This is a genomic window from Exiguobacterium sp. s141, from assembly GCF_018618085.1.
In the GTDB taxonomy this organism is placed as follows: Bacteria; Bacillota; Bacilli; order Exiguobacteriales; family Exiguobacteriaceae; genus Exiguobacterium; species Exiguobacterium mexicanum_A.
The window spans coordinates 477,212-498,210 of record NZ_JACSLJ010000001.1 but is presented as its reverse complement, the minus strand read 5'-3'; the positions used below and the strand labels follow the sequence as shown (position 1 = coordinate 498,210).

Sequence of the window (20,999 nt, the reverse complement as noted above, 5' to 3'; positions counted from 1 at the left end):
ACACCTCATTCATTGGATTAGAGTTTGAAACCGAGTGCCGCCGACGGTGCATCGAGATAACCCGTCATTTCTTCGTCGAGCGGCAAGAGCGTGATTGAGAACCCGTGCATCTCGAGGGATGTCATATAGTTGCCGACGTATTTCCGTTTCAACGTGTAGCCGGCATCTTCTAATTTTTTCGCAACAAAGTGATACGTCACGTACAATTCAGACAAGGGCGTACCGCCCATACCGTTGACCATAACGGCAACTTCGCCAGGACTCACTTCTTTTTTCAAGTGGTCGAGCAGGTCATCCACGATGGCATCGACGTTCGTCGTCGACTTCCGTTCGACGCCGCGCTCCCCGTGAATCCCGATGCCGATTTCCATCTCTTCTTCATTCAAATCAAAACCTGGCTTGCCGCTCACCGGCATGTAACAAGGTTCGACAGCCATACCCATCGAGCGAACGTTTGCCGCGACCTTCTCCGCAAGCGCTTTCACTTCGGCGAGTGATTTCCCGCTCGCTGCGGCCGCACCGGCGATTTTATGCACAAACACGGTACCGGCAACACCGCGGCGGTCTTCCTTGTTCGAGATGGCGACATCGTCTGCAACGACGACGTGGTCGACTTTAATTCCTTCGGCGTCCGCAAGTTCGGCGGCGAGCTCGAAGTTCATGACGTCACCGGCATAGTTTTTGACGACGAGTAATACCCCGTTTCCTCCATCGGCCGCCTTGATGCCTTCGAGCACCATGTCCGGGGTCGGGGACGTGAACACTTCACCGCATACAGCGGCATCGAGCATCCCGTCACCTACATAACCAGCGTGGGCCGGTTCATGACCGCTGCCTCCACCCGAGACGAGTCCGACTTTTCCGGACTTGGCCCCGTCAGCACGACAGATGACGTTGAAACCTTCCACACGACCGTACAGTTCAGGATGGGCATGGACCATTCCTTCGACCATTTGTGACACGAGCTCGGTTGCTTCACCGATCAGTTTCTTCACGTGGGATCACTCCTTTTTGAGTTTGAAAAGTACCATATTCAATTTTCCACTCTTTCGCCCAGATTAAACAAAAAAAGTCGGCGAATGTCATCGCCGACCCCACATCATGCATATTCAAGTAAAGCGCCAGTCTCTGAATCGACTGTAAATTGGTACGTCTTCTCTTCGTCGTTCTCGAGAACCGAGATGCCGCCTTTAAAGACGTCATACTCACGTCCGTCATACGTGTAAATCTCAGGTGATGCCGAGATCCATGCGCCTTGAACGTGACCTTTGGCTGAGAATGCCCGTTTCGTGTACTCGAGCGCGTCCTCGGCCGATAAGCTTCGTTCATCTAACACTTTTTTCGTCATAAGTGCGGCCGCGATGGCAACCCCGATCCCAACTAACCAATACCTTTTCTTCATATGACTACCTCCCCTTGAACTATGGCTATCATGTACATCGTACCAAAACCTGTACCCCATTGGAACGAAAACCATTCGCATCTGCCGAAAAGTTCTGTATATAATGAAACAAGAACGGTTGAAGGGATGGATGGAAATGGAACAAAAAACGAGAGACTTATTCAAGACGTTGACAGAACTTCCGGGCGCACCTGGATTCGAATCAGAGGTTCGTCAGTTTGTTCGTGACCGAATCACACCGCATGTCGATGAAGTCATGACGGACGGTATCGGCTCAATCTTTGGGAAACGGGTCGGGGACGAGGCGGGACCACGCATCATGGTCGCTGGACATATGGACGAAGTCGCGTTCATGGTCACCCGGATCACAGAAAACGGGATGCTATACATACAGCCGCTCGGTGGATGGTGGAGCCAAGTGCTCATGGCGCAACGGTTTGATATCGTGACGAACGATGGATTGATTCCGGGCGTCGTCGCATCGACACCTCCGCACCTGCTCGGACCGGACGCAATGAGTAAACCGATGGACATGAAACAGATGTTTATCGACATTGGCGCCGATACGAAAGAAGAAGCCGAGTCATGGGGTGTCCGTCCGGGTCTTCCGGCTGTGCCGACAAGCGACTTCACGCCGCTCAAACATCCGAAAAAGATTATGGCCAAAGCGTGGGATAACCGTTATGGGGTTGGTCTGGCGGTCGAGTTGCTCGAAGAGACGACAAAAGCCGATCATCCGAACATCTTGTTCTCGGGTGCGACTGTCCAAGAAGAAGTCGGACTCCGTGGAGCGCAAACGGCAGCCGAAATGATTCGTCCGGACGTCGCGCTCGTTCTCGATGCGTCACCGGCTAACGATGCGTCTGGCAATAAGACGGAGTTCGGCCAACTCGGGGAAGGGGCGCTCATCCGAATCCTTGACCGGGTCATGGTCATGTCTCCAGAGATGCGTGACTTCTTACTCGACACGGCGTCTGATGAAAACATCAAAACGCAGTACTTCGTCTCGCCAGGTGGAACGGACGCAGGCCGCATCCATATGAGCGGGGAAGGGGTCCCGACGGCCGTGATCGGTGTCGCGGCGCGTTACATCCATACACACGCCTCGATTCTGCATACGGACGACTATGATGCGGCGAAAGCGCTACTCAAGGCGCTCGTCAAACGACTCGATCGTTCGACGATGGAGACGCTTCGAGCTTCACGCTAAAGGTAGGGAGAACGTCACTCGTGTAGTGGCGTTTTTTATATTGAAATTTCCCGAGAAACGCTTATACTGATAAAAGTGTGAAGACAGAAACTTTACGACTGACAAGACAGGAAAGAGGGATTTCCATGTTTAAGAAAAAAGGGATCACGCTCAGTCCGTCGCTTTATTTTGTGACGGCACTCAGTTATATGGCACTCGGCTTATTCAGTACGCTCATCATCGGCTTGATCATGAAGACGGCGGGTGGGCAATTGCTCGAAACGAGTCTGTCCGGTTTCGGGTCGACGCTCATCGAGATTGGTGATGTGGCCATCGGCTTGACCGGTCCGGCCATCGGGATTGCAATCGCCTATGCGCTTCAAGCACCGCCGCTCATCTTGTTCTCGGCGCTCGTCGTCGGGGCGTTCGGTTACGAGTTCGGGCCAGCCGGCAGTTATGTGGCGACGTTGCTCGCTGTCGAGGTATCCAAACTCGTCTCGAAATCGACGAAACTTGATATTTTGGTCACACCGTTCACGACCATTGGCGTCGGTTATTTGGCTGCAACGTATATCGGTAAGTATGTCGGCTTGTTCATGACACAGCTCGGGACGTGGATCGAGTGGGGCACGGAACAACAGCCTTTGTTCATGGGCGTCGTCGTCGCGACACTGATGGGACTCGCGCTCACGGCACCGATCTCGAGTGCGGCCATCGCGCTCATGCTCGGCTTGAGTGGCATCGCGGCAGGCGCGGCGACGGTTGGCTGCGCCGCCCAGATGGTTGGCTTTGCAATCACGAGTTATCGGGACAATGGCATCGGCGGTGCAATCGCCCAAGGGATTGGTACTTCGATGCTTCAAGTCGGCAATATCGTGAAGAATCCTTGGATCTTGTTGCCGCCGACGATAGCGGGGGCGGTGCTCGCCCCGATCGCGATTCTGTTGTTCGAGCTCGAGAGCGTCGCGGCTGGTGCCGGGATGGGGACGAGCGGACTCGTCGGTCCGATTGTCATGCTCGAGACGATGGGCTTCAGTTGGCACATGTTCATCGTCGTCTTCGGCTTTTTGATTGTCGGTCCGGCAGTGCTCAGTTATGCGGTCTATCAAGTGTTGGTCCGGATCAATCGGATTCGGCCGAACGATATGAAAATTGAATATTGAGCGACACGAAAGAGAGCGTCCCGGCGAATAAGCGGGACGCTCTCTTTCGTTCACCAACCGAAAAGAGTTCGGACGGTCTCGACGGTTTCCCGTGGGACGCGGAAGCTCGCCAAGAATAAGACGAGCAAGACGACATAGACGGGGAGTAAAAACCGTTTTCGAATGATGGGCAGCCTGCGCACAAGACGCTTGCCGACCCGTTCGAGTATGTAAATCACGGCGAACCCGACGACGAGCCATACTAAAATCTCGCCTCGCGTCTTGTCCGTATCGATGAACAAGTAGCCGTAGCGCAGAATCGCCAGCATGCCGATGACGCCGACGAGTTGCTCGAGCGGATGTTTCATTTCTGGATTCAACTGTTCACGTGTCCATTTTGTCATGACTTCACCTTTTTCACGTAGTCTTCGCTCCCGATGATCATAAAACATGAGAGCGGAATGTGACAACGGACTTATGCTATCATGAATGGGGAAAAAAGAACAGGAGTGGTGAACATGAAACAATTGACAACGATGAACGAGTATACAGAAGCAAAACAAGGGAAGAGCATCTTGATGTTTTCAGCGACGTGGTGCGGTGATTGCCGTTTCCTCGATCCGTTCATGCCAGACATCGAAGCGAAGTTCGAGGATTGGACGTTTTACTACGTCGATCGTGACGACTGGATGGAGCTCGCACAAGAGCTCGACATTTTTGGGATTCCGAGCTTTGTCGCCTTCAATGGCGGACAAGAAGTCGACCGCTATGTCGGACGCGAACGGAAGACTCCTGAGCAAGTCGAAGCCTTCCTTCATGGGTTAGGGTGAGCTAGATGGAACGGAATGAATTACGTCGCCATCTCGAACGCCGGTTTACGGAAGGGTACCGGACCTCGTATGACCGTGAGAACGAGGTGTTGCGCATCGAGCGGTCCACGGACCGGTTCGGCGTCAACATCCGTCTCGCCCCGCTCGTAGCGAAAGCGAAAGTCCGGGGAGAGGTCGCCATTGAAGAGGTCGTCGACTACATCGAGACAGCGCTCTCGGCCGACGATGCGGTCACACTCGCTGGCAATGAAGTCAACATTTATCCTGTCATCCGTTCGGCCTCGTTCTCGACGGAGACGAAGCGTGGGGAAGCACTCGCGATGACGCCACATACAGCTGAGACGGCTGTCTTTTATGCACTCGATTTGGGCAACGGCTATCGCTTGATCGAAGAGCGGCATTTGGACGGGATGCCTTTGACGCGTCTTGACGAATTGGCACGGGACAACGTCAAGAAGTTGCCGACCGATTTAAAAGAAGATACCGTGGCCGGGAATACGTTCTATTTTCTGGCTGCTCGGGACGGGTATGAAGCGTCACGGATTTTAAATGATGAGTTTTTGCGGGTCATGGAGCGCCGTATCGAAGGCGATATGCTCGTCGGGGTACCGCACCAGGACGTGATGATCATCGCGGACATCCGCAACGATCAAGGTTATGATGCGATGCAACAGCTCATGTTCGACTTTTTCACGAATGGGCGGATTCCGGTGACGGCTCTTTCTTTCCATTATGAGGACGGCGTTCTCGAACCAATTTTCATTGTCGGAAAAAAGAACCCACCAACGGACGCATAATCTGCTAAACTAGTTGTGTCTAGTTTGAAAGAAGGGGCGTTTTTACGTATGCAAATCAATGCTTTTTATAACCGTGAAGGAATCGGCGATGTCCTCATGGTCTTGTTAAGAGAAGGCGATCGCCACCACCAAGTCGTTGAACGGAAAGATGATGTCGCCATCGTCAAATCGACGACGGGAAAAGTCAATGGCTATAACATCTTCAATGCCAGTAATTATTTTGACGTCAGCGACTGGCACGGGCCGGTCGAGTTGACGGCCGAGTTGATTGAGACGCTCGGCGTCATCTTGCGTAAACAAAATATCGAAGCCGAGCTTTCGGGCGTGGACTTCACCCCGAAATTTGTCGTTGGCTACGTCAAAGAAGCTGAGAAGCACCCGGATGCGGACAAATTGTCGATCTGTCAAGTTGAGACCGATCAAGGTGATGTCCAGATTGTCTGCGGCGCACCGAACGTCGCGGCCGGCCAAAAAGTCGTCGTCGCGAAACCGGGAGCGGTCATGCCGTCTGGTTTAATCATTCGTCCATCGAAGTTACGAGGTGAAAGTTCACATGGGATGATTTGTTCAGCGCGAGAATTGAACTTACCTGATGCACCGCAAGAAAAAGGGATTCTCGTATTGGATGACGAATATGAAGTAGGGAAAGCATTTGAAATCGGTCGCTAAATTCGACCGATTTTTTGCTAAATAGGATTGAGTGAAAAAGCGAGGAATCAAGTATGGATGCATATGAACGTTCATTAAAACAACAAGCAGACCGAATTCGACGCGAACTATCCCAGGAAGGGAAGAAAGGTGCGCCTGCACCGAAGCCCGGGCCGAAGGATGAATTTGTACCGTCGGATGTGCCATCTCCGATTTATGGATACGCCCGACCGAAACCGAAAATCATTCTGCCGACTGAACATTCTCCGGAGACGCGTGACGATTCAGCGATCCGCCAAGCAAAGCGAGTGGCCGTCCCGGTAGAGGAAGTGTCAGAAGCGGTGCCGCCAATCGAAGAGCCTGAGCCTAAGACCGAACCGGTAATTGATTCCGTAGATGAACCGGTGGTGGAGTCAGTAGACGAATCCGTGATGGAATCAGTGGATGAAGCTGTAGTTGATTCAGTAGACAAATCCGTGCGAATCGTCGATGATGCGCCGACGTCACAGCCTGACCTCGATGTCACAGCGGACGAATCGCCATCAGCGGAGACGCTTGAGGAAATGGTGTCCGAGCACGCGGATACGCCAAGCGAAGAGACGATTATTTCCACGGAAACGATCGAGGAAAGCCCGCTCCTCTCTGAAGACGAGACAGCTGAACAAGATACTAAACCGCTCCTCGGGGAAGTCTCGATTGTAGAGAGCGGGTTCGCCTCTGTGTTCATGGGTTCGACCGATTTGAAATCATCGAAGATTGCCGTCCGGGATGAAAAGCAAGACGTGACCGAAGAGGACGTTTCGCTCGATGCGCCGGTTGAGACGGTGGCCCCGGTTGTCGAAGATGTTGCGAAAACATTACAGACTGATGAACCGATTGAAGTGTCTGACGAAGAAGAGTTGACGCCTGCGATGAGCGTCTCGTATAAAGCGGAAGGCCCTCCGCTCAATGTCATGATGACACCGCAAGACCGGATGGCGATGTATAAGAGTCGTCGTTTGGCGAAAAAAAACAATAATCTGTAATAGCATGACTCCTGGAGTTTTGCTATAATGACAAAGGTTTGTCGCATTTTTTCAACAGACCGCAATGAATTAGGGGGGCTATTTACAGATGAACCGTTATCACTTCGTCGGAATTAAAGGAACGGGCATGAGTCCTTTAGCTCAAATTTTAAATGACATGAACAATGAGGTCCGAGGTTCGGACGTTGACAAAGCATTTTTTACTGAAGAAGCATTGAATCGCAAAGGAATTGAAATCCTTCCGTTTGATCCTGAAAATATTACCGAAGGGCAAATCGTCGTACAGGGCAACGCCTTCGCTGACGATCACCCTGAAGTCGTTCGAGCGCGCGAGCTCGGATTGACGATATACAAATACTATGAGTTTCTCGGCGAATTGGCCGACCACTACACGAGTGTCGCCATTACGGGATCTCATGGTAAGACATCGACGACAGGTCTGTTGGCTCACGTCATGCGCGGCATCGAGCCGACGTCGTTCTTGATTGGCGATGGCACAGGAGAAGGGGTCGAAGACTCGAAGAATTTTGTCTTCGAAGCATGTGAGTACAAGCGTCACTTCTTATACTATCGTCCAGACTACGCTATCATGACGAACATCGACTTCGATCACTCGGATTATTTCTCGGGTCTCGATGACGTCATCGATGCGTTCCAAGAAATGGCGAAGCAAGTGAAAAAAGGCATCATCGCTTGTGGCGATGATGAGAACCTGCAACACATTCAAGCAAACGTGCCAATCGTCTATTACGGTTTCGGTGCCCATAACGACTTCCGTGCCGAGAACGTGAACTCGACGGACAACGGAACAACGTTTGACGTTTACTTGCGTGACGACTTCTATGGGACGTTCCGCATTCCGGGATATGGCAACCACAGCGTCTTGAATGCCCTTGCCGTCATCGCGACGTGTGACTATGAGAACTTACCGAAAGAATTGGTTAAAGACCGCCTCGAGACGTTTAACGGCGTGAAACGTCGTTTCAGCGAATCGACGCTCGGAAACCAAGTGTTAGTGGATGATTATGCCCACCATCCACGGGAAATCAGCGCGACAGTCGAAGCGGCACGTAAAAAATACGCCGGCCGTGAAGTTGTAGCCATCTTCCAACCACACACGTATACACGCCTGAAGTCATTCATGGATGATTTTGCTGCGGCATTAGCCGAAGCGGACGTGGTGTACTTGTGTGACATCTTCGGTTCGGCTCGCGAACAAGAAGGTACTGTCACGATCGAAGACTTGCAATCGCGTATCGAAGGCGCGAACGTCTTGAAGCGGGGCGGGGTCAGTGTCTTAAGTCAACATAAAGACGCGGTTCTCCTGTTCATGGGAGCCGGAGACATTCAAACGTACCAACGTGAATACGAGAATCACGTCCAACTCGAAGCGTGAATCGAGAGCGAATGGCTGATGCCGTTCGCTTTTTTTGTGTTTAACATCAAGTCAAGACGGTAATAGTATTAGCGACTGAATTTGGAAAAGGAGATGTTAAGGATGGCAAGCCAAGGCGCATTGAGTACATTGAACAAAGAGGTGGCCAACTATGGCCTCTTATTCGTCAAACTGCATAACTACCACTGGTACATTAGCGGACCTCACTTCTTCACGTACCATGAAAAGTTGGAGGAACTGTATAACCTCGTCGCTGAACTGTACGATGACGTGGCGGAGCGGCTCTTGATGAATGACGGCGAACCGTATGCGACGATGAAAGAATATCTCGAACATTCGACGTTGCAAGAAGGGGATCGCCATGCGGATACCGATCAAATGATCAAGGACGTGATCAGTGACTTCAAACAGATCCGTCAAGAGATGCAAGACGCGATGGAAAACTTCGAAGACGGGGACGAAGCAATCGAAGACACGTTCGTCTCTCATATCGAGCGACTCGAGAAAGAGATTTGGATGATGTCGGCAGCGCTCGGCAAAAAGACGAAGCTGTAATGAAAACAAGCGTGCCGCAATCGGCACGCCTGTTTTTTATTTTAGATTTTCTGGATTGAGAGGCAAGAGCGAGTCGACGACAAAGCGTCCGTCCTTGCGAATCAATACGTCATCGAACCAAATCTCGCCGCCGCCATAATCAGGACGTTGGATGTTGACGAGATCCCAGTGGATTGAAGAGTTGTTCCCGTTATAGGCGTCGTCATACGCCTGGCCTGGTGTGAAGTGGAAGCTGCCGTCGATTTTCTCGTCGAACAAGATATCTTTCATCGGGTGTTGGATGTACGGGTTGACGCCGATGGCGAATTCGCCGACGTAGCGTGCGCCTTCATCCGTATTGAACACGTCATTGATTCGGTCGGTGTCGTTCGCGGTCGCGTTGACAATTTTTCCGTCTTGGAACGTCAACGACACGTTCTCGAAGGTGAAGCCATGATATGGAGATGGCGTGTTATACGTGATGACGCCATTGATCGAGTCTTTGACCGGCGCTGTGAACACTTCACCGTCCGGGATGTTCATCTGACCCGAACACTTGATGGCCGGGATATCTTTGATCGAGAAGCTGAGGTCCGTTCCTGGCCCTTTGATCATGACACGGTCGGTCTCGTTCATGAGCGTGACGAGGGCGTCCATAGCCCGGTCCATCTTGCGGTAATCGAGCGTACAGACGTTGAAATAGAAGTCCTCAAATGCCTCGGTCGATTTGCCGGCGAGTTGCGCCATCGATGGGGACGGATAACGCAGCACGACCCATCTCGTTCCTTTGACGCGGTCCTCGGTATGCATTTTACCGATGGTGGCCCCGACGAGTTTTTGTTGCTCGGCCGGAACGTCTGATAACTCGTTAATGTTGTCACCGGCCCGAAGTCCGATATAGGCGTCCATGGCCTGCATTTGTTTGCGCTCGATGTCGGCCATGAGCTCAAGTTGCTCTCGGCTTGCTCCGCTGTAGAGCTTACGCAAAATACGGCTCTCTTTCAACAAGACGAACGGATGCCCCCCGGCTTCGTACGCCTTCTCGACAAGCGCTTCGACGAGCGACTCCTCGACACCAAAATTTTCGATTAGAACGCGTTCCCCTGGCTTCAATTCGACCGAATAATTGATCAATCCGTCGGCGAGTTGCGTGATTCTTGGATCTCTCATACGTCCACCCCTTTAACTTTTTTAAATTTATTTCTATTTTAGTGTAATCGAAAACATAAAAACGGGTAAAGGAATAATCAGACCGGATGGCGAAAACGGTTGTGACAAATCTTTTCAGTCATAATGGTGCTATAATGAAAACACCACATTATCGAACAGGAGGAATGGATGCATGGAAATCACATTAGGAGGCATTGCAGGGCTCATCGCGGCACTCGCATTTGTCGTACTCGTATTTTTCTTGGCACGTGTCTTGTCGAACGTCAATCGGACACTCGGCAGCGTCGCCAACACGACTGAAAACTTAGAACGTCAATTAGACGGAATCACAATGGAAGTGACGGCGCTCTTACATAAGACGAACCGTCTTGTAGATAACGTCGAAGAGAAAACAGAATTGCTCGCACCAGTGGCTCACGCGCTTGATGAGCTCGGCACGTCGCTCAACGAAGTGACGGAGTCGGTACGGACGGTTTCTTCTTCTGTTCACGTGGCAGCAGACGAAAATAAAGAACAGATCGCCCAAGCGGTACGATGGGGATCTGTCGCTGTAGAATTATTTAAGAAAAATAAAACAGAGACCTCTTCTGACGAACGACCATCACGTCGTCGCGGACGTCGAGACCGGAAACAAGAACAAGAACCGACAACGGTCTCACCAGGGGTGATTGCGACAGACGACACAATCAAATCATAACCATCACAAGGAGGAAGTAACGATGACATACGACAAGAACAAAACATATAACAACGAACAACAACCGAGCGGTGGATTTTTGGCAGGTGTCGTTCTTGGCGGCGTAATCGGCGCGGCCGTGGCACTCCTCACATCACCGAAGAGTGGTCGTGAAGTGCGTACGTATTTAGACGAGAAGACGGCGACGTCGCGTGAGCGATTGACGGTCAAATCGAAAGAAGTACGTGAGAAAGCAGAGCCGGTCGTTGGTGAATGGATCAAAGTGGCGAGCGATAAAGCAGCGCCTGTCTTGAACCTCGTCAAAGACAAGGCCCGTGAAGCAGCCGAATTGAAGCAACAAGTCGACGAAGATGAGTTGTCAATCGAAGAAGCAATGGAGAAAGCCGATCAACTCGTAGCCGAGGCAGAAGCTGAAGTGAAAGAACAGCTCGACCGCGCTTCAGAAGATCAGTCGAGCGAAACAAAAAAATCGAACGACTCAAACGATTCATCGAAAGCAGACGCTAAAACGGATGCCTCATCTGATAAACCGAAGTCATCAGAAAGCAAGCCGAACGCGAACAAAGCAAACACAAACAAATCGGCAGCGAACAAACAAGAAGCATCAAGCAGCCGTGATCAGTCAGAAGACTATGAATCGGATTTCGAAGCCCCTGTAAAAGACTTGCTCGACGATGAGTCGAAACAAGAATTAAAGGACTTGAAAAACGATCTTAAAAACGGCAACAAGTAATGCATCGAGCGTCCGGACCATCCGGACGCTTTTTTTGTTGATTTTGTGTCGCTAGCCCATTTCCCTATGACAAAGCGGTTAAAGTTCGATATAATTAGGTTTCTGGAAAGAACGGCTTAGAAATGAGAGGGTATTTATGAGTCCACAAGATCAATTGAATCGTTTACGTCGCGAGATGGATGAGTTGAATCGTGAGATGCTCGACTTGCTCAGCCGCCGCGGCACGCTCGCTGTCGAAATCGGTAAAGTGAAACGTCTGCAAGGCGTCGAACGGTACGACCCGGTCCGCGAACGAGAAATGTTAGACTTTATTGCGGCATCGAATCCTGGTCCTTTCGAGACGGCTCGCTTGCAGCACTTGTTCAAAGAAATGTTCAAAGCCTCGGCCGAGCTTCAAGGAGAAGACCGGGATAAGACGTTGCTCGTCTCGCGAAAGTGTCAAGCCGAAGATACGATTGTCACGCTCGACGATGTCACGATTGGGAACGGACGTCCGCAATTGATTGCGGGACCGTGTGCGGTTGAATCATTCGAACAAGTGAATGCTGTCGCTGAAAAGTTAGCGTTGTCTGGTGTCAAAATCTTGCGCGGCGGGGCGTATAAGCCTCGAACCTCCCCATATGATTTCCAAGGACTTGGGTTTGATGGATTGCAGCTGTTGAAACAAGCAGCGGATCGCCACGACTTACGGGTCATCTCGGAAATCATGACACCAGGTGCGGTCGAGTCGGCACTCCCTTATGTAGACATCATCCAAGTCGGCGCGCGTAACATGCAAAACTTCGATTTGTTGAAAGAAGTCGGGAAGACCTCAAAACCGGTCTTGTTGAAACGCGGTCTCGCGGCGACAATCGAGGAGTTCATCTATGCGGCGGAGTACATCATGGCGAGCGGGAATAGCCAAGTCATCTTGTGCGAACGCGGGATTCGGACGTATGAGCGGGCGACACGCAACACGCTCGATATTACGGCGGTACCGATTTTGAAGCAAGAGACGCATTTACCGGTCATGGTCGATGTCACCCATTCGACGGGACGACGTGATTTGTTACTGCCGGCGGCCAAGGCGGCGCTTGCGGTCGGAGCCGATGGCGTCATGGTCGAAGTGCACCCGAATCCGGCGATTGCCTTGTCGGATGCCCAGCAACAACTCGATTTCGACCAATTCGATCAATTCGTGGACGGGCTTACGGCCCAGTTCCCTCAACTTGATTTGGTGAAAAAGTAAGCTTTCCAATTGGAAACGTTTTATATAGCGTGAAGACAGGGTAAAATGATGACAGATACCTGTCTTCCTTTTTTGACACGTTTTTTGAAAATCGTTTGAAAATCATTGCTTGTAGGAGGAGTTTTAATGAATAGTAATAATGTAACCATCTATGATGTCGCACGAGAAGCCGGGGTGTCGATGGCAACCGTCTCACGCGTCGTCAACGGAAACCCGAACGTCAAACCGACGACCCGTAAGAAAGTTCAGGACGCCATCGACCGTCTTGGTTATCGTCCGAACGCCGTCGCCCGCGGACTCGCCAGCAAGAAGACGACGACGGTCGGCGTCATCGTCCCTGATATCTCGAACATCTTTTTCGCAGACCTCGCGCGTGGGATTGAAGACGTGGCGACGATGTACAAGTACAACATCATTCTCGGAAACTCGGACTCGAACCGTGACAAAGAGATCCATTTGTTGAACACGTTGCTCGGCAAACAAGTCGACGGCATCATCTTCATGGGTGGACGTCTGCATGAAGATCTCGTCAACGAGTTCAAGAAGTCGCCGGTGCCAATCGTCCTTGCGGCGACGCTCAACCAAGGATATGACCTTCCGGCGGTCAACATCGATTACGAGCAGGCAGCGTACGATGCGACCGAAATGTTGATCGGCCACGGCCACAAACAAGTTGGCTTCATCACAGGACCACTCGAGCAACAAATCAATGGCGAGAAGAAATTCTCTGGTTACCGCCGTGCCCTTGACGACGCCGGACTCCCGTTCCGTGAGAGTGACGTCGTCCTCGGGAACTACACGTACGCATCAGGCCTTGAGGCGATGCAGAAGATGCTCGAACGTGACGATTGCCCGAAAGCGATTTTCGCCGGTACGGATGAGATGGCACTCGGTGTCATTCACGCGATTCAAGACGCCGGTTTCTCGGTCCCGAACGATTTTGAAGTCGTCGGCCATGATAACACGCGTCTCGCGACGATGATTCGTCCGAAATTGACGACGGTCGTCCAACCGATGTATGATATCGGTGCCGTTGCCATGCGTCTCTTGACGAAAATCTTGAACGCTGAAGAAATCGAAGAGAAAAACGTCGTCTTGCCGCACCGCATCGAACGTCGCGATTCGGTACGTCAAGACTGAATAAAAATCCCCTCGCCAGTCGGAGTCACTCCGCGGACGAGGGGATTTTTTTAGACATATATTGATTTGCGATCGTTCGAGATGAACGGCCAAAAGGCGCGTTTCGACACTTCCCAATTCTTCTCCTCGATTTGTTGCTTTCGTGGAATGTGTTGGAACGTGTACGTATGGTCATCCCACCGCGTCGGCAACGTTTGATCGGCTTTGGCCTGCCATTGTTCAATCCATTCGACCGGGATGTCACCACGATACGGTGCCTCACGCGTCAGGCCGGCCCATACTTGGGACCAGGCGCGCGGCACCGTCCGATACCAGTCATACCCGCCGCCGCCAAGGGCGACGAGGCGACCTTCCGTGTACTCATCGGCGAGTCGAGAGGCGATTTGTGGAATCTGTTCGAACGTCCGAATCGTCGAGGCGAGGTGTGTCAGCGGGTCGAACGCATGGGCGTCGGCGCCGTTCTGTGTCAGGATGATATCGGGTTTGAACCACTCGCACGCTTCCCGGAACACGGTCTCGTAACAGCGCAGGAAGGAATCATCTTGGGTGAACGCATCGACCGGGACGTTCCAACTGTATCCATAGCCGTTCCCGTTACCACGCTCCGTGACCGATCCTGTCCCAGGAAACAAGTAGCGGCCGGTCTCATGGATGGATAAGGTCATCACATCCGCATCGTCATAAAACAGCCACTGGACGCCGTCACCGTGATGGGCATCGGTATCGACGTACAAGACACGCGACCCGTACGTCTGACGGACGTGAGCGATGGCGACGGCCGCATCGTTATAGACGCAAAAACCTGACGCTTTTCGTCTCATCCCGTGATGCAGACCGCCCCCGACGTGAAACGCACGCTCGACTTTTCCGCTCGCGACCAAGTCAAGGGCGTGCATCGTCCCCCCGACGAGCCGGGCCGCCCCTTCATGGATGGTTGGGAAAATCGGAGTGTCTTCAGTACCGAGCCCAAATTTGTTCGCTTTCAACGTCGACAGCTCACCTGCGGCGGCCGCTTGGACCGCCTCGATATAATCGAGGTCGTGCACGAGCGCGAGCGACTCGACCGATGCGAGGGGAGGAGCGATACACTCGGAGGCCTGAAGCTTGCCTGAGGTGATGAGGAGAGACGTCGTCAGCTCCAGGCGAATCGGATTGAACGGATGATCTTCGTGAAAGCGGTACGAGTTCTCGTTCTCGCCGAATATGTAGGCCGGTCTCATGGGGACATCTCCGGACCGAGCACGTCGAAGCCCTCACGCTTCAACCGTTCGATGATGCGGAGCGGATTCATCGTCTGCACGCGGAACGAGATGATCCGTTTATATGGGTCGGCCGTCGGGTGGACGAACACGTTTATGATATTCACGTTCGTCTTGGCGAGGAGCCGCGTCACTTTTTCAAGCGTGCCGGTCGTATTCTCGACTAAGATTTCAATTTGTGAACTCGGCTCGAGTGCACCGGTCAATTGGACGAAATATCGCAATAAATCTGTCTCGGTCAACACGCCGACGAGCTTTCCTTGTTCGACGATCGGAAGACATGTCAAACGATACTCATAAAACAAGGCGGCCGCGTCTTCGAAAAAATCGTACGGGTGCGCCGTTGTTACATCTTGGCGCATGATGCTCGAGACAGGGTTTTTAAAGTCAGCGCTCTCGCTTTCGGGGTGGAACACACTCGTCGCACCGCTCATCTCGAACTGGCCGACGATTCCGACGACTTGACGGGCCGGATTTGTGACGATGAGATGGCGTACTTTGTGGTCGCGCATGAGCTTGGCCGCATGGGCAATCGTATTGGTCGGTTGAATCGTCACGACATGACGGTTCATCATTTGTTCAATCAGCATCCTGATCCCTCCTCAGTCATACATGAACCGGCGTCGCAGCCGGAGTGAATCGAAGTGGTCAATCGTCTCTTGCCGGACGTTCTTGCCGATTCGTGCCATGAGACAGTTGGCCGGGTGCGAGGCGATCTCCGGGTCGTCGGTCGGGAAGAAGACGAGCCCGCCGTGGTTCATCATCTTCTCCATCACTTTCCGATAGTCCCAAATGGTGAGTCCGCTTCCTTTTAGATCCCAGTGCCAATAATATTCCGTCGTCAAAATCAGGAAGTCGTCCATATGTGGATCCATCATCGACACTTCGAGCAGCTGTTTGCCGATCCGTTGACCGCGGAAGCGCGGACTCACTTCGATGGCGCCGAGCTCGAGAATGTAAGGGTCGTTCCCTTCGCTCCAACGCTCATACGGGTCTGGATATAAATACGTCACGTAGCCGATGACGAGATCGTCGACGCGGGCCACGATAATGCGACCTTCTTTCAAGTCAGCGATTTCAACGAGGGCCTTATGTTGGTCCTCTGGTTCACGAAATGCGGTCAATCCCTCATCGAGGCGATACGTCGCCAGTACATCGCTTTCGATGGGTCCATCGATGATTACGGCTCCGAGTGAGGTTTCCCACACCTTTGAATGATATTGTTTTTCCATGGAGTCACCACCTTTTCCACCTTCTATTATAGCGCTTTCATTCTACTTCTTTCACGCTCTTTTGGAGATTTTGGAAATTCATTGATTTGTCACAATATTAACACTATACTGAAAGTGGTTATACCATTCATTACAGGGGAGGCGAATCTTTAGCGATGGAAAAATTGAAAGCGTTATCAGGGGAACATCAATTGGCGTCGTATGAAGAGGCTTGTCAGTCGTTCGAGTGGACTCAAGCAGAAGCACTATTTTCTTGGAATTTGACGGGGAATATCAACATGGCGTACGAAGCGATCGACCGTCACGCCGAAGGTGAACTGGCCACAAAACTGGCATTGCTCTATTTCGATGGGGAACGAGAAGAGCGCTATACGTATGAAGATATGAAACGAGAAAGCAATCGGTCCGGAAACGTTCTGAAATCGGTTGGAGTGGAGAAAGGCGACCGCGTCTTCATCTTCATGCCGCGGAGTCCAGAACTTTATTTTATTTTGCTCGGCACACTTAAATTGGGCGCCATCGTCGGTCCGTTGTTCGAGGCGTTCATGGAACAAGCCGTTCACGACCGTCTGCTCGACTCGGAAGCGAAAGTCATCGTGACGACCGAGGCGCTCTTGCCGCGCATCCCGGTCGATCAGCTCCCACACTTGGAGACGATTTTGATCGTCGGCGACGGGGTAGAAGAAGCCGGAAAAATCATCGACTATCGCAAATTGGCGGCTGAAGCTTCGACTGACCTCGACATCACATGGGTTGACCGTGAGCACGGCATGATCTTGCATTATACGTCAGGGTCGACCGGGAAGCCGAAAGGCGTCCTGCATGTCCATAACGCCATGGTGCAGCACTTGATGACCGGGAAATGGGTGCTCGACTTACAACCGGATGATATTTACTGGTGCACGGCCGACCCAGGCTGGGTGACGGGCACGAGCTACGGGATTTTCGCACCGTTCTTGAACGGGGCGACGAATGTGATCGTCGGGGGACGATTCAATCCGGAGTTCTGGTATTCGGTCATCGAACGGTTCGGGGTCACCGTCTGGTACAGCGCGCCGACGGCGTTCCGGATGCTCATGGGTGCCGGCGAAGAAGCGTTCGAGAAATATGATCTATCGTCTCTCCGCCATATCCTCTCGGTCGGTGAACCGCTCAACCCGGAAGTCATTCGTTGGGGGAACGAATCGTTTGGGTTACGGATTCATGATACGTGGTGGATGACAGAGACGGGTGCGATGATGATTTGTAACTATCCGACGATGGATATCAAACCGGGTTCGATGGGGAAAGCCATCCCGGGTTGTGAAGCGGCCATCTTAGACGACCGCGGTCAACCGCTCCCGCCGCATCGGATGGGCAACTTGGCCCTCAAGACGCCATGGCCGTCGATGATGCGGAAGATTTGGAAGAACGACGCCAAGTATGAGAGCTATTTCTGGGGCGATTGGTACGTCTCAGGCGATTCGGCCTATATGGACGAGGATGGTTACTTCTGGTTCCAAGGCCGCGTCGATGACGTCATCATGACGGCAGGCGAACGGGTCGGTCCGTTCGAAGTCGAGAGTCGTCTCGTCGAGCACCCGGCAGTTGCCGAGGCCGGTGTCATCGGGAAACCAGATCCGGTCCGTGGAGAGATTATCAAGGCGTTCATCGCGCTCCGTAAAGGCTATGAGCCGTCAGACGAGCTGAAGACGGAGATTCAAAAGTTCGTCAAAGAAGGGCTCGCGGCCCATGCGGCCCCGCGTGAGATTGAATTCAAAGACAAGCTGCCGAAAACACGAAGCGGGAAGATCATGCGTCGCGTCTTGAAAGCTTGGGAATTGAACCTTGAGACAGGTGACTTATCGACAATGGAAGATTGAACGACAAAAGGTCGACACGCGATGTGTCGACCTTTCTTGTCGGTTTAGGCGCCGTCTGCAGCTTCGGCGTCTTCTTTCTTCTTATCTTCCTCAGCCTTTTTCTCAGCCTCGGCTTTCTTTTTAGCTTCTTCTTCAGCTTTCTTCTTGTCGGCTTCAGCTTTTTTCTTCGCTTCCGCTTCAGCTTTCGCTTTAGCCTCAGCATCTGCCTTTTCTTTCGCAGCAGCGTCAGCTTCTTGTTTTTCTTCAGCCTCTTGTTTCTTCTCTTCAGCTTCTTCTTTCTTCTTCGCCTCTTCTTCGGCTTTCTTCTTGGCTTCCTCTTCCTTCTTCCTCTCTTCGACTTTCTTCTTCTCAGAGAATGAGCCAGAATCTTTGAAGTCAGCGGCAGAAACGCTAGAAGGTTGGTTGAAGCGCGCCCCAGTGTTGAAGACTTCAGGATTGTCGGCGTATACGCGGTTGGCCGTCTGTGACCAGATCCGTTGCGTCCGTTGATAATACTGACCTACTTCATAACTGTTTTGCATTTCACCGAATTGTGAGTCAAAACCAGACCACACAGCAAGCGTGACGTTCGGATTCGAGCCGACCAAATACGAGTCGCGTCGGTCGTTCGTCGTACCAGATTTACCCATCCAATCGCCAGGGACGTTCAAGAGTGATCGAGCGTACGTCGCTGTTCCTGACGTATAGACGTCACGTAGCATGTCGATGACGAGGTAAGACGTACGATCGGTATAGATGCGCGTCTTTTTCGGTTGTTTCTCAAAGATAGTTTCACCGTTATATTCAATGCGTTCGATAAAGTATGGTTCCACATGCTCCCCATAGTTCGCGAGCATTGCATAAGACGCGGCCAAGTTGACCGGGCTGACTTCTCCGACCCCTAATGCCATCGATGAAGCGTTTCGGTTCGCTTCCGACACTTCGATGCCCATGTCGACAAGTTTTTGCGTGTCGGCCGGTTTTTGGTTCCGTTCTTCGTAGATCTTAACAGCCGGAACGTTAAGGGAACGTTTCAGCGCTTCGCGAGCCGTTACTGGGCCGCTGTGCGTTCTACTCTCGTTTTCAACTTCTTTTTTCGGTTGACCAGGACCGGTGAATCGGTAGAAGTATTCTTCATCTAAAATCGTCGTTTCGGGCGTAATCATCCGTGCTTCAATCGCATTGGCATAAACCAAGATCGGTTTTGCTGTCGACCCGATTTGACGTTCCATACGCATGGCGCGGTTCACTTCGTCGGTCTTCCCGTTAATATAGCGACCGCCGACGAAACCTAGGATACGTCCGGTTTTATTCTCGATCATGATAGACGCCGTCTGTTCAGGCAACGTGCGATCTTCTTCTTTGATGTATTGGTCTTTATCAAAGTTATTGGCATTTTTAGCGGGTTGTTGCATTGCCTCGTGAACTTTTTTATCAAGCGTCATATGAATCTTGAATCCGCCCTGGCGCAGCATATTGTGGGCGCGTTTGGCGTAAGTTGTTCTAATTTCATTTTGTTCTTTCGTTTTTAAATCTGCCAAGACGATGCCGTCCTGTTCGAGCAAGTAGTTCGTGACAATTTGTCTTGCTTGAAGTTCAGCTTCTTGCACAACATACGGATAGCGATCACGCGGCTTCGATTGCGTCTTCATGAAGTCTTTTGTGATGTCATAGTTGTATGCAGCGTCATAGTCTTCTTTTGTGATTTTCCCAGCAACGTACATCCGGTTGAGTACTGTTTTCATCCGATTGATGGCCGGTGACACGTCCTCTTTAATGACACCACCTTGATAATACGGTGTATACAGGAACGGGTTTTTCGGGATCCCGGCGAGGAAAGCGGCTTGTGGCAACGTCAACTTCTCAGCCGATGTATTGAAGACACCTCGAGCGGCTGCTTCAATCCCTGAGATGTTGCGTCCCATCGAGTTTCGTCCGAATGAGACGACGTTCAAGTACGCGTTCAAGATCTCATCTTTGTTCATTGCTTTCTCGAGGCGAAGGGCGAGTAAAATTTCTTTCGCTTTTCGTTCGAACGACACTTCGTTCGTCAGCATTTGGTTTTTGATGAGCTGTTGGGTGAGCGTAGAACCGCCGGTCCGGTCTTCCGATCCGGTCGCTTCCTGTAAGATGGCACGGAGCGTCGCTTTCGGCACGACACCATCGTGTTCGTAAAACTCGACGTCCTCTGTGGCGAGTAACGCGTCGACGACGAACGGAGAGACTTTCTCGACGGCGACGGGAACGCGGACTTCATCCGTCGTATAGTTTCCGATGCGTTCACCGCTTCCAAAATAAATGTCAGAAGTCGATGAGTACGTGTTGATTTGCGACGTCATCGTCTTATATGCGGGTGCCGGCATATCCTTGACGAGGGAAGCGAAATAACCCGCTCCGATCCCGGCGCCTAAAAATCCAATGAGAACGACCGATATAATCGTTAGGAGCAGTACGTTCCACGATACATCGTAAAATACATTGGCATAACGGCGGGCTTTCAAGGACTTTGGTTGGTTCCATGTGTCTCGAATCTTTTGCAGCATGACAGCCTCCTTAATATGGTGTAAAACTATTTTTGACAGTAATATATACGATTATAGCACAAGTCCTTCCTGACCTTACCCCGAATCGACTACCGGATGCAAGTTTCCATATTCTCGGTTGACAATTTGGAAATGGAACTTATAAAATGTAAAGCATAGTCCATAAACAAAGATGCTATGAAGAAAGCGAAGT

Annotated in this window: 21 protein-coding genes and 1 other annotated feature (1 of these 22 cut by a window edge); of the genes, 13 read left to right on the top strand and 8 right to left on the bottom strand. The window is 51.7% G+C overall.

The window, feature by feature from the left end; all coding sequences use genetic code 11:
- Window positions 1–17 precede the first annotated feature (17 nt).
- Together dhaK and KNP74_RS02570 are read right to left on the bottom strand one after the other, a co-directional pair.
- On the bottom strand, window positions 18–995 hold the full coding sequence (dhaK, locus tag KNP74_RS02575; RefSeq protein ID WP_138859164.1) for a dihydroxyacetone kinase subunit DhaK: 978 nt from the start codon (window positions 993–995) through the stop codon (window positions 18–20).
- Between the two features lie 104 nt (window positions 996–1,099).
- Entirely contained in the window at window positions 1,100–1,402 is a 303-nt protein-coding gene (locus tag KNP74_RS02570; RefSeq protein WP_021065576.1) for a PepSY domain-containing protein, read from the bottom strand.
- A gap of 136 nt (window positions 1,403–1,538) precedes the next feature.
- Here KNP74_RS02570 and KNP74_RS02565 point away from each other — a divergent pair, with 136 nt between their 5' ends.
- Together KNP74_RS02565 and KNP74_RS02560 are read left to right on the top strand one after the other, a co-directional pair.
- Complete coding sequence (locus KNP74_RS02565) at window positions 1,539–2,612, top strand: M42 family metallopeptidase (protein ID WP_034778279.1); 1,074 nt, start codon at window positions 1,539–1,541, stop codon at window positions 2,610–2,612.
- A 125-nt stretch (window positions 2,613–2,737) separates the two neighbouring features.
- Window positions 2,738–3,754: a PTS sugar transporter subunit IIC gene (locus KNP74_RS02560; RefSeq protein WP_214763267.1), complete on the top strand. Its 1,017-nt coding sequence runs from the start codon at window positions 2,738–2,740 to the stop codon at window positions 3,752–3,754.
- Between the two features lie 50 nt (window positions 3,755–3,804).
- Here KNP74_RS02560 and KNP74_RS02555 read toward each other — a convergent pair whose 3' ends face one another.
- On the bottom strand, window positions 3,805–4,137 hold the full coding sequence (locus KNP74_RS02555) for a hypothetical protein (RefSeq protein ID WP_138859166.1): 333 nt from the start codon (window positions 4,135–4,137) through the stop codon (window positions 3,805–3,807).
- Between the two features lie 114 nt (window positions 4,138–4,251).
- On the opposite strand from KNP74_RS02555, the gene KNP74_RS02550 reads away from it, so the two are divergent.
- The 6 genes from KNP74_RS02550 (at window position 4,252) to KNP74_RS02525 (ending at window position 8,984) form a co-directional block, all read left to right on the top strand.
- Complete coding sequence (locus KNP74_RS02550; protein WP_034778277.1) at window positions 4,252–4,563, top strand: thioredoxin family protein; 312 nt, start codon at window positions 4,252–4,254, stop codon at window positions 4,561–4,563.
- A gap of 5 nt (window positions 4,564–4,568) precedes the next feature.
- The gene (locus tag KNP74_RS02545; RefSeq protein ID WP_138859167.1) at window positions 4,569–5,360 is read left to right on the top strand and encodes a DUF1444 family protein; all 792 of its coding nucleotides are present in this window, start codon (window positions 4,569–4,571) and stop codon (window positions 5,358–5,360) included.
- A gap of 48 nt (window positions 5,361–5,408) precedes the next feature.
- Complete coding sequence (ytpR, locus tag KNP74_RS02540) at window positions 5,409–6,029, top strand: YtpR family tRNA-binding protein (protein WP_138859168.1); 621 nt, start codon at window positions 5,409–5,411, stop codon at window positions 6,027–6,029.
- A gap of 53 nt (window positions 6,030–6,082) precedes the next feature.
- Window positions 6,083–7,033, top strand: coding sequence for a hypothetical protein (locus tag KNP74_RS02535; protein WP_214763266.1), 951 nt, complete (start codon window positions 6,083–6,085; stop codon window positions 7,031–7,033).
- An 88-nt stretch (window positions 7,034–7,121) separates the two neighbouring features.
- Complete coding sequence (gene murC, locus KNP74_RS02530) at window positions 7,122–8,429, top strand: UDP-N-acetylmuramate--L-alanine ligase (RefSeq protein ID WP_214711755.1); 1,308 nt, start codon at window positions 7,122–7,124, stop codon at window positions 8,427–8,429.
- A 102-nt stretch (window positions 8,430–8,531) separates the two neighbouring features.
- A complete protein-coding gene (locus tag KNP74_RS02525) occupies window positions 8,532–8,984 on the top strand; it encodes a Dps family protein (RefSeq protein ID WP_034778268.1) in 453 nt (150 codons plus the stop codon).
- Window positions 8,985–9,020: 36 nt separating this feature from the next.
- On the opposite strand, the gene KNP74_RS02520 is transcribed toward KNP74_RS02525, so the two are convergent.
- On the bottom strand, window positions 9,021–10,133 hold the full coding sequence (locus KNP74_RS02520; protein ID WP_214763265.1) for an aminopeptidase: 1,113 nt from the start codon (window positions 10,131–10,133) through the stop codon (window positions 9,021–9,023).
- A 172-nt stretch (window positions 10,134–10,305) separates the two neighbouring features.
- Here KNP74_RS02520 and KNP74_RS02515 point away from each other — a divergent pair, with 172 nt between their 5' ends.
- The 4 genes from KNP74_RS02515 (at window position 10,306) to ccpA (ending at window position 13,931) form a co-directional block, all read left to right on the top strand.
- Window positions 10,306–10,830: a DUF948 domain-containing protein gene (locus KNP74_RS02515; RefSeq protein ID WP_138859172.1), complete on the top strand. Its 525-nt coding sequence runs from the start codon at window positions 10,306–10,308 to the stop codon at window positions 10,828–10,830.
- Between the two features lie 22 nt (window positions 10,831–10,852).
- A complete protein-coding gene (locus KNP74_RS02510; RefSeq protein ID WP_034778265.1) occupies window positions 10,853–11,563 on the top strand; it encodes a YtxH domain-containing protein in 711 nt (236 codons plus the stop codon).
- A 136-nt stretch (window positions 11,564–11,699) separates the two neighbouring features.
- Window positions 11,700–12,791 carry a bifunctional 3-deoxy-7-phosphoheptulonate synthase/chorismate mutase gene (locus KNP74_RS02505; RefSeq protein ID WP_214763264.1) on the top strand — a complete coding sequence of 364 codons (1,092 nt, stop codon included), beginning with the start codon at window positions 11,700–11,702 and terminating at the stop codon, window positions 12,789–12,791.
- Window positions 12,792–12,917: 126 nt separating this feature from the next.
- A complete protein-coding gene (gene ccpA, locus KNP74_RS02500; protein WP_034778263.1) occupies window positions 12,918–13,931 on the top strand; it encodes a catabolite control protein A in 1,014 nt (337 codons plus the stop codon).
- Between the two features lie 50 nt (window positions 13,932–13,981).
- Here the strand turns inward: ccpA and KNP74_RS02495 are convergent, their stop codons facing one another.
- Genes KNP74_RS02495 through KNP74_RS02485 form a run of 3 tightly spaced genes read right to left on the bottom strand, consistent with a single transcriptional unit; the run spans window position 13,982 to window position 16,422 of the window.
- Window positions 13,982–15,151, bottom strand: a complete 1,170-nt coding sequence (locus KNP74_RS02495) for an acetoin utilization protein AcuC (RefSeq protein WP_214763263.1) — start codon at window positions 15,149–15,151, stop codon at window positions 13,982–13,984.
- Window positions 15,148–15,780: an acetoin utilization AcuB family protein gene (locus KNP74_RS02490; RefSeq protein WP_138859175.1), complete on the bottom strand. Its 633-nt coding sequence runs from the start codon at window positions 15,778–15,780 to the stop codon at window positions 15,148–15,150. The genes KNP74_RS02495 and KNP74_RS02490 overlap by 4 nt, the downstream gene beginning before the upstream one ends.
- A gap of 12 nt (window positions 15,781–15,792) precedes the next feature.
- Window positions 15,793–16,422 carry a GNAT family N-acetyltransferase gene (locus KNP74_RS02485; protein WP_214763262.1) on the bottom strand — a complete coding sequence of 210 codons (630 nt, stop codon included), beginning with the start codon at window positions 16,420–16,422 and terminating at the stop codon, window positions 15,793–15,795.
- A gap of 155 nt (window positions 16,423–16,577) precedes the next feature.
- On the opposite strand from KNP74_RS02485, the gene acsA reads away from it, so the two are divergent.
- The gene (acsA, locus tag KNP74_RS02480) at window positions 16,578–18,284 is read left to right on the top strand and encodes an acetate--CoA ligase (protein WP_214763261.1); all 1,707 of its coding nucleotides are present in this window, start codon (window positions 16,578–16,580) and stop codon (window positions 18,282–18,284) included.
- 44 nt (window positions 18,285–18,328) lie between these two features.
- Here the strand turns inward: acsA and KNP74_RS02475 are convergent, their stop codons facing one another.
- The gene (locus KNP74_RS02475; RefSeq protein ID WP_214763260.1) at window positions 18,329–20,806 is read right to left on the bottom strand and encodes a transglycosylase domain-containing protein; all 2,478 of its coding nucleotides are present in this window, start codon (window positions 20,804–20,806) and stop codon (window positions 18,329–18,331) included.
- A 168-nt stretch (window positions 20,807–20,974) separates the two neighbouring features.
- Window positions 20,975–20,999: a binding site (T-box leader), on the top strand; it runs 173 nt beyond the window's last position.